Source organism: Luteimonas vadosa (genome assembly GCF_039543545.1).
GTDB classification, from domain to species: domain Bacteria; phylum Pseudomonadota; class Gammaproteobacteria; order Xanthomonadales; family Xanthomonadaceae; genus Luteimonas; species Luteimonas vadosa.
On the sequence record NZ_BAABJY010000007.1, the window covers coordinates 1 to 7,436 of the forward strand.

The 7,436-nt window shown below is 59.1% G+C and carries 9 protein-coding genes; all 9 read right to left on the bottom strand.

Annotation, left to right across the window (positions count from 1 at the left end):
* Positions 1-506 precede the first annotated feature (506 nt).
* The 9 genes from ABD970_RS12310 to ABD970_RS12350 all read right to left on the bottom strand — a co-directional run bounded on the left by ABD970_RS12310 (position 507) and on the right by ABD970_RS12350 (position 6,852).
* Positions 507-842 (bottom strand): hypothetical protein, encoded by a 336-nt coding sequence (locus ABD970_RS12310; RefSeq protein WP_345295825.1) that lies wholly within the window; start codon positions 840-842, stop codon positions 507-509.
* A gap of 75 nt (positions 843-917) precedes the next feature.
* Complete coding sequence (locus ABD970_RS12315) at positions 918-1,361, bottom strand: hypothetical protein (protein ID WP_345295826.1); 444 nt, start codon at positions 1,359-1,361, stop codon at positions 918-920.
* A gap of 118 nt (positions 1,362-1,479) precedes the next feature.
* The gene (locus tag ABD970_RS12320; protein ID WP_345295827.1) at positions 1,480-1,842 is read right to left on the bottom strand and encodes a hypothetical protein; all 363 of its coding nucleotides are present in this window, start codon (positions 1,840-1,842) and stop codon (positions 1,480-1,482) included.
* A 527-nt stretch (positions 1,843-2,369) separates the two neighbouring features.
* Positions 2,370-2,729 carry a VOC family protein gene (locus tag ABD970_RS12325; RefSeq protein WP_345295828.1) on the bottom strand — a complete coding sequence of 120 codons (360 nt, stop codon included), beginning with the start codon at positions 2,727-2,729 and terminating at the stop codon, positions 2,370-2,372.
* Positions 2,730-4,041: 1,312 nt separating this feature from the next.
* Entirely contained in the window at positions 4,042-4,437 is a 396-nt protein-coding gene (locus tag ABD970_RS12330; RefSeq protein WP_345295829.1) for a hypothetical protein, read from the bottom strand.
* 463 nt (positions 4,438-4,900) lie between these two features.
* Positions 4,901-5,287: a hypothetical protein gene (locus ABD970_RS12335; protein ID WP_345295830.1), complete on the bottom strand. Its 387-nt coding sequence runs from the start codon at positions 5,285-5,287 to the stop codon at positions 4,901-4,903.
* Positions 5,288-5,410: 123 nt separating this feature from the next.
* Positions 5,411-5,746 (bottom strand): hypothetical protein, encoded by a 336-nt coding sequence (locus ABD970_RS12340; protein WP_345295831.1) that lies wholly within the window; start codon positions 5,744-5,746, stop codon positions 5,411-5,413.
* Positions 5,747-5,860: 114 nt separating this feature from the next.
* On the bottom strand, positions 5,861-6,190 hold the full coding sequence (locus ABD970_RS12345) for an effector-associated constant component EACC1 (RefSeq protein WP_345295832.1): 330 nt from the start codon (positions 6,188-6,190) through the stop codon (positions 5,861-5,863).
* Positions 6,191-6,318: 128 nt separating this feature from the next.
* Positions 6,319-6,852, bottom strand: coding sequence for a DUF4145 domain-containing protein (locus ABD970_RS12350; protein WP_345295833.1), 534 nt, complete (start codon positions 6,850-6,852; stop codon positions 6,319-6,321).
* Between the last annotated feature and the right edge of the window lie 584 nt (positions 6,853-7,436).

A 7,436-nucleotide genomic window follows, 5' to 3' on the forward strand; every position in this document is an offset into this window, starting at 1 on the left:
CTGTCTCCCGGCAAAGCTCCGCATAGAAGCCGTCACGCGAAACATCAGAGCCAACCGCTGTGGTGTAAGAGATGCTTCCGTTGCGAAGAGTGCTCATGTGGTGCCTAACGCCTGAGTTAAGCCGACCGGCGAAGCCGGTTCGGCTTGAACGAATGGTTAGGCGCGATCATGCGACGAAGTGGAAGGCCCGGCAAGGCCAGGCCGGAACGAGCGGGGAAGGTCACGGCAGGCGAAGCCAAAACCCCAGAAGGCTTGCCCCGGCAACGGCCCGGTGTGAGCGGTTGGCGGGGTGTGCCCGAAGCCACCCGCCGGGCGGAGCGAAGAACTCTCACGCGGTCCCACGCGGGAGCCAGAGTCTCCGAAGGGACGGACTGCATGGCTCTCGCTCTTGCGGCGCCTAACGCCTGAGTTAAGCCGACCCGCAGCAGGGCGGCGACTGAGTGCAAATGTAGCCGAAGGCGCGCACTTAGGCGCCGCCCTGATGGGGGTTCGGCTTGAACGAATTGTTAGGCCTCACAGCCGTGCTCCGCAAGCCACGTCTTGGCACCGACGGCGTCCACGCCATCACCCACGGCAAGCGAGCGGATAACGGACAGACAGCGCGCACGTTGGAACTCAGTCAGCTCGCCGTGCTCTAGGGCGCTGTAGGCAATCCATGGAGCGATAGCCGCATTGCTCAGCAGCTCGATGATTTTGTCAGTACCGGAAGGCGTACTAAGCGCAGACAAGATAGCAGCGCGTAATTCAGCAGCCGCAGCGTTGCCCCCGCGCATAGAGTCCGGAGACGCGAAGTCGACCGCCGCGTGTTCTTGAGCAATCTCAACGAGCTTATCTGTGCCCATGTGAGGCCTAACGCCTGAGTTAAGCCGACCCGCAGCGGGGCGGCGACTGAGCGCAATATAGCCGAAGGCGGGCGCTTAGGCGCCGCACCGATGCGGGTTCGGCTTGAACGAATTGTTAGGCGGCAGCTTCTTGCACCGAAGCCACAGAGCGACCGCATTACCGGCAATCACCAAGAATACGATGACGCTGCCGTAAACAGCGGCAATGTGAATTGCACCGTCCAAGTAGCGAGTGGTATCCCGAATCACCAAGCCCAGAACGGCGGAGAGCAATAGCAAGTGAAGAGCGAGAAGTACGGCGAACCCATTTGCTCTAATGAACAAGGCATGCGGCAGAAAGAGAACAATGCAGGCAGCAGCAACCGGAAGAATAGAAACAGCTCGTTCCCAAAAACCGGGAATTTGAGTCTCCTCTGAGTAGAACGGCACCCATCCCGTAAGTGTGAGCAGGACGATTAGCCACATTAATGCGGCCAAGGTCCAAGCGAAGAGTCTTAGGGTCACGACAAGGTGTTTCATGCTCTGCCGCCTAACGCCTGAGTTAAGCCGACCCGCAGCGGGGCGGCGACTGAGCGCAATATAGCCGAAGGCGGGCGCTTAGGCGCCGCACCGATGTGGGTTCGGCTTGAACGAATTGTTAGCGCCCACTGTTGGATCTGACTTGGGCTAGCTGTCTCAAGAATGAGGATTGGTAGCGCCACCTGGCATATCTGGCAGTGAATCTGTTGAGTAGGCGAATGGCTCCCCACATCATGCCGAGGATTGCAATGAAGCCGATGATCCGCGCGATGCCGCCTAGCTGGAACTCATTAAGGAGATACATGCCGAAGAGAACAACGGAGATTGGCAAGATTACGGCGAGCGCATAGAGAAGCCAGATTTCACTGCGATAGCGAAGGTCTGATTCTGTTGCGGACAGCATAGAGTCAACTTGCTCGTCCGTGTACGGAGCAAGCTCTTCCTCCAAGCCCTCGAAGAATGGATCAGTCTGCGTGGTCATGCGTTGTGGGCGCTAACGCCTGAGTTAAGCCGACCCACAGCAGGGCGGCGACCGGGTGCAAATATAGCCGAAGGCGCGCACCTGGGCGCCGCCCTGATGGGGGTTCGGCTTGAACGAATTGTTAGGCGCCGCCCGGCTCACCACCAGCCAGCTCCTGCCGCCCGCTCAATGTCCAAGATAGAGTCAGGACCATCGTCTGGGCCGAAGAAGCTGTAGCCAGAATTTGGTTGAGATGGCTTGAAAGGGCTCCAGACGCGGGTGACCAGGTCAACGGAGAGAACCGGTTTTGGCGAAGATTGAAAAGCCGGTTCCGCTGCGGCAGAGGCGGCAACCAGGCGGAGAGCCTCTTGAGAAGCCAAGGCAGCTGAAGAGGCACGCACGAAGCGCGTTGTAGCAAAGCCCGCGATCCCATCAGGTGGGATGCTCATCCCAGAAGCGATGACTACGACGCGATACCGAGCCATAAGTGCGGCGCCTAACGCCTGAAATAAGCCGACCTGCGAAGCAGGTTCGGCTTGATTGAATTGTTAGGCCACAGGCTCCGACCACACCGCGAGTTCATTGCCGCTCGGCTCAGTGAAGTGGAATCTGCGACCGCCTGGGAAGGAGAATATTGGTTTTACAACCTCTCCACCCGCCAAGACAACGTTGGAGAGCGTGTCCTCAAGGCGCTCGCTGTAGAGAACGATGAGAGCACTCCCCTGACGGGTCGTGGCCGCCAGGTCGGACTTGAAGAATCCACCGTCCAAGCACTGGCCGGTGAACGCCGCGTACTCGGGTCCGTAGTCCACGAACTCCCAGCCAAAGGCGGCGCGAAAGAAGCGCTTGGTTGCGTCTAAGTCTCGCGCCGGGTACTCGACGTAGTTGATCTTCTCGTGTGCCGGCACAGTTTGCTCCTGGGGCCTAACGCCTGAGTTAAGCCGACCCACAGCAGGGCGGCGACCGGGTGCAAATATAGCCGAAGGCGTGCACCTGGGCGCCGCCCTGATGGGGGTTCGGCTTGAACGAATTGTTAGACCTTAGTGGATCCAAGTTGGCATCTGGCCCACGAGACACTGACCCCGAAGAATGAGGTACCCGCCAGACTCCTCAGTGCGGTACTCATGAACGGTGTCGCCTCTTCTCGCGTTGCTCTTTAGTTCGCGCCACTCTGAGTTAAGGTAACCGAAAGGAACGCGTGGGACTGAGGGGCGCGAGTCTTTTATCCTGATAAGCGAGCGACGCTCCGCTTGATCTGTTGTCATTCCGCGCCCAGTCAGCACGATACCGCGTGGGACAGGCGTACAAGGCTCTGGCGCAATTGATCGAGACGATTCTGAATCTATGTGAAGCGCAATGGCAGCAGCTACCGCAAGAGCGGACACAAGCAGGAAGACTCTCGTGGCTTTTGGTCGGGGTGTCCGCATGAAAGAGCCTAAGGTCTAACGCCTGAGTTAAGCCGACCCGCAGCGGGGCGGCGACTGAGCGCAATATAGCCGAAGGCAGGCGCTTAGGCGCCGCACCGATGTGGGTTCGGCTTGAACGAATTGTTAGGCCCTACTGCCGGAGGGGCTGAAAGCATTCTCGCTTTCCAAGCTCGATCCGACGAGGTTGAGGTTGTTCGGCTCTCCATCTGTAGCGCGAAGACCATACGCACAAGCTGCCTTTGAGATGGGTTTGTACAAGGGTGGGCTGTCCGCTTACTGCGGCCCCGACTATGAGTGATGGAACGTTTTGGCTGTTGCAACCAATGCACTGACGCGCTACTGCCAAAGAAGGAGAGCGCAAGTCCCAGGGCTGTGCTGTTTGGTCAACTACCTCATCCTCATAGAACACTCGACCAGCGAAAGCTACCTTTGTGCCGTCACGCAACCGGAGGCTGATGCGCTCAGTGCGGTCAGTGCGGTCAATTACCGCGCTCTCTACGAAGCTGTATGCAATGACCTCTACGCAGAAGGTTATTGCACAATAGTGCGGCCTATTCTCTGGAGGTGGTGTCGCGCGGCTAACAGACGCGATAGCGGCAAGCGCGATGAGGGTCGAGGCAATAATGTGAATGTTCTTGACCATCAGTGCCTCATCACACTCAACATGTAGGGCCTAACGCCTGAGTTAAGCCGACCCGCAGCGGGGCGGCGACTGAGCGCAATATAGCCGAAGGCGGGCGCTTAGGCGCCGCACCGATGCGGGTTCGGCTTGAACGAATTGTTAGGCCCCATCCTAAATGCCGTGAGCCTCTGAAAACGCGACCAACTCTTTGTCAATGCGAGCGGCAACGTCTGGAGAGCTGAAGAAGTACAAGTCTGGAGCGTCTGTGTCGTCTTTGTATGCCGCAACCACCAATCTGGCCGGTTGGCCGTTGAAGATAATTGAGAACTCCCAGTTGCCGGACTGCCCGACCCAGAGGCCATCTACTTGATCGGCAAGCTTTGCCGCAGAGTCCTGGGTGAAGCCAGCTGAGAAAAGTTGAGAGATTTCTGTGAGCAAAGGACGAACATGCTCTTGGTCGAGGTTCATTGATGCCTCGGTCAAGCCGGAAGTGTCGATAGGCTGCGCAGCACCGGTGCAGCCGACCACGGCGAGGATTGAGAACAAGAGCGCACGAAAGCCTTTCATGGGGCCTAACGCCGGAGCTAACCGGACCCGCCGTGGGTCCGTTCCGAGCCGATCATAGCCGCAACCCCAGGCGAAGGGGCAGCCGCGATGCGGGTTCCGGTTGAGCGACTTGTTATGGTGCAGCGGCCGGTCCACTCACGGCCTTGGAAGCATCAGCTCGGGTACGCGATCCGCAAGAGGTCCAGCAGCGGTTGCGAGGATCCAGAAAAGCGGTGAACCCGCCGCCGCAAAGGCGGCTTTGCGGCGACGTGTCGCGCCGCTTTTCTAGCATTTTTCGGAGCAGAGCGGCAGTCGGCAAGCGGCGCTCCGTGCTGTCAGGCTTTTCCGAGCAAGAGCAGATCGTTCCCGCCTGCAGCATAACGCCTGAATTAAGCCGACCCGCAGCGGGGCGGCGACTGGGCGAATATAGCCGAAGGCGCTTGCCTAGGCGCCGCCCCGCTGTGGGTTCGGCTTGAATGAATTGTTAGGCGTCTGTGCCACGCCAGCTCAGCCCTGCAAGGCCGTAAGCGACGCTTGAAAGGCTGGCCCCCAAGAGCATGAGTCCCTGAGCGCTAGCGCCGGCCCACAACGCCAGCGGTGCAACCAAGACGCCGCCGATGAGCAGGAGCCATGACAGTCTGCGCGTCTCCTTGACCGAAAGAGAACGCGGGGCCGTAAAAGCGGCGCGAAAGAACATTGTGGCGCTACCAATAAAAAGCACGGAGAAGATGGCGGCAGCTGGGACCGACACGGGACTGCTAAGTAACACCAAAGCAGCGACGGAACCGAACGCTGCGGCAGCCACTGCCGAGACAATGATGGCAATTACGCGCTCAGCTTTAGTGGGCGGACGATTGAGATCATTGATCATGACGCCTAACGCCTGAGTTAAGCTGACCCGCAGCGGGGCGGCGACTGAGCGCAATATAGCCGAAGGCGGGCGCTTAGGCGCCGCACCGATGCGGGTTCGGCTTGAACGAATTGTTAGGGCCCATTAGCAGGGACCTGTGGCCAGAGCCAGCCACACCAAGCGGAAGTAATCACCGAAGTCTGGAGGAGCTGGGTAGAACGGCGCGGCCAGTGCGCGAGCGAAGTAGAACGCCCCAAGGATTGCGAGTGAAAGAATGCTTTTGCGACCGATGGCAGGGGAGCGTCCCCGCGGCCAAAGTAGTATTGCCACGGCAAAAGCTAGGAGCATCCAGAGCATCGCTTGCTTGTGCCAGGCGTAGGTACCGCACGAGAACAGGCCGAGCCACACCCCGCCCACAATTGCTGCCAAGAACGCGACGAGCACCAGCGCCTTGAATCCGTTTGCGGAGGTGCGTGGCATGGGCCCTAACGCCTGAATTAAGCCGACCCGTGTAGTGGAAGCGGGCATGGCAGGATTTTATTGCCATGCCCGCTGTAACGAAGCGGGTTCGGCTTGAATGAATTGTTAGGTTGCTCAGTCCGCAGGCGGTTGGGTGTCGATGGCAGTGCCATGATCAACCAACGGGAGCAACTCTTTGACCTGATCGACGGAGTAACCCTCCAGATGAACGATCCGCTTGTCCAGAAGTGTGAGGATGACCTTGCGGCTCGCGCGTGCTTTGAGCCAAGCAACCAGAACGGCAGCAACGGGGCCAGCAACCGCAGCAGTTTGTGCCACAGCGATCATGGTGCCAGCAGCCATAACCTGACCAGGCGGAGCCTTGAGCTCGGCATAAGGAACGCCGGCATCGTCTAGTGCCCGGGTAAACGACTCGTCGCTGTCTTTGAATAGAGCTATACGCACGATGATGTCTCCAGAGCAACCTAACGCCTGAGTTAAGCCGACCCGCAGCGGGGCGGCGACTGAGCGCAATATAGCCGAAGGCGGGCGCTTAGGCGCCGCACCGATGCGGGTTCGGCTTGAACGAATTGTTAGGCCGCATCTACGCCATCTGCCGTGACTTGCCCGGGGCCTGTCACGCGCGTGCCAAAGAAGCGAACCATATCAAGATCAGCGGTCAGCCTTGCGCATGCCCTTGTGAATCTGTGTCTTGGGTCTTGCAAGTTCTCCTTTGCCACGCAGAGAATCGCTAAGCATTGGTCGCTGATGTGCGGGGAGGCAAACGACAGTACGGAGTTGTCCGTCTTATGGGCGATGTCGTGGGCGAACGTGTTACGGATCTCCCGAATGCGGTGGAGATCCGCCCAGATGGCGTCAGTGACCAAGCCGAGTAGGCGCGCCATGTCGATTTTGGCTGAGAAGCTCGACAGCGGGCGGCTCTTATTGAACAGGCCTTCCCACGCCTTTTTGTGCGGGTGCAGCGCGGACTCAATGGCTGCGGCCAACATTTCCTCGACCCAGGCTCCACCCACGACTGCAACCGTGCGAGCAGAGCCAGTACTCATCTCAGAGATAAGCGTATCTAAGCGCTGTTGTGCTTCTTCCGAGTAGTCGCCAATCTTCATGCGGCCTAACGCCTGAATTAAGCCGACCCGCAGCGGGGTGGCGACTGGGCGAATATAGCCGAAGGCAGGCGCCTGGGCGCCGCCCCGATGTGGGTTCGGCTTGAATGAATTGTTAGGCCCCAAACCGCTGCAGCACAGACCGACAAGCGGGAAGGGCCAGCGGAGTTGCCCACGCAATGGCTGACTGTATCTCAGGCTCCAGCTTGGCTAAAGCGTCCGGTGCCCACTTAAATCTGGCGGCTCCGATAGGCAATGAATCGCACTCCGAGGAAATGACAACGAACGTCTCAAAGTCTGAGTCTCGCTCCGGAACCTCTAGTGCGGCGTGCAGCGATGCCAAGGCATGACAGCCCTCAAGCAACGGCACTGTTCCGTCCAGGATGCCCCGCGCGATATCAGCAGCGCGTTCGCGGCAAGAAGAAACGTACTCTTCATGGCTCATGCGATCGTTCATTGGGGCCTAACGCCTGAGTTAAGCCGACCCGCAGCGGGGCGGCGACTGAGCGCAATATAGCCGAAGGCGGGCGCTTAGGCGCTGCACCGATGTGGGTTCGGCTTGAACGAATTGTTAGGGCCCATTGAGT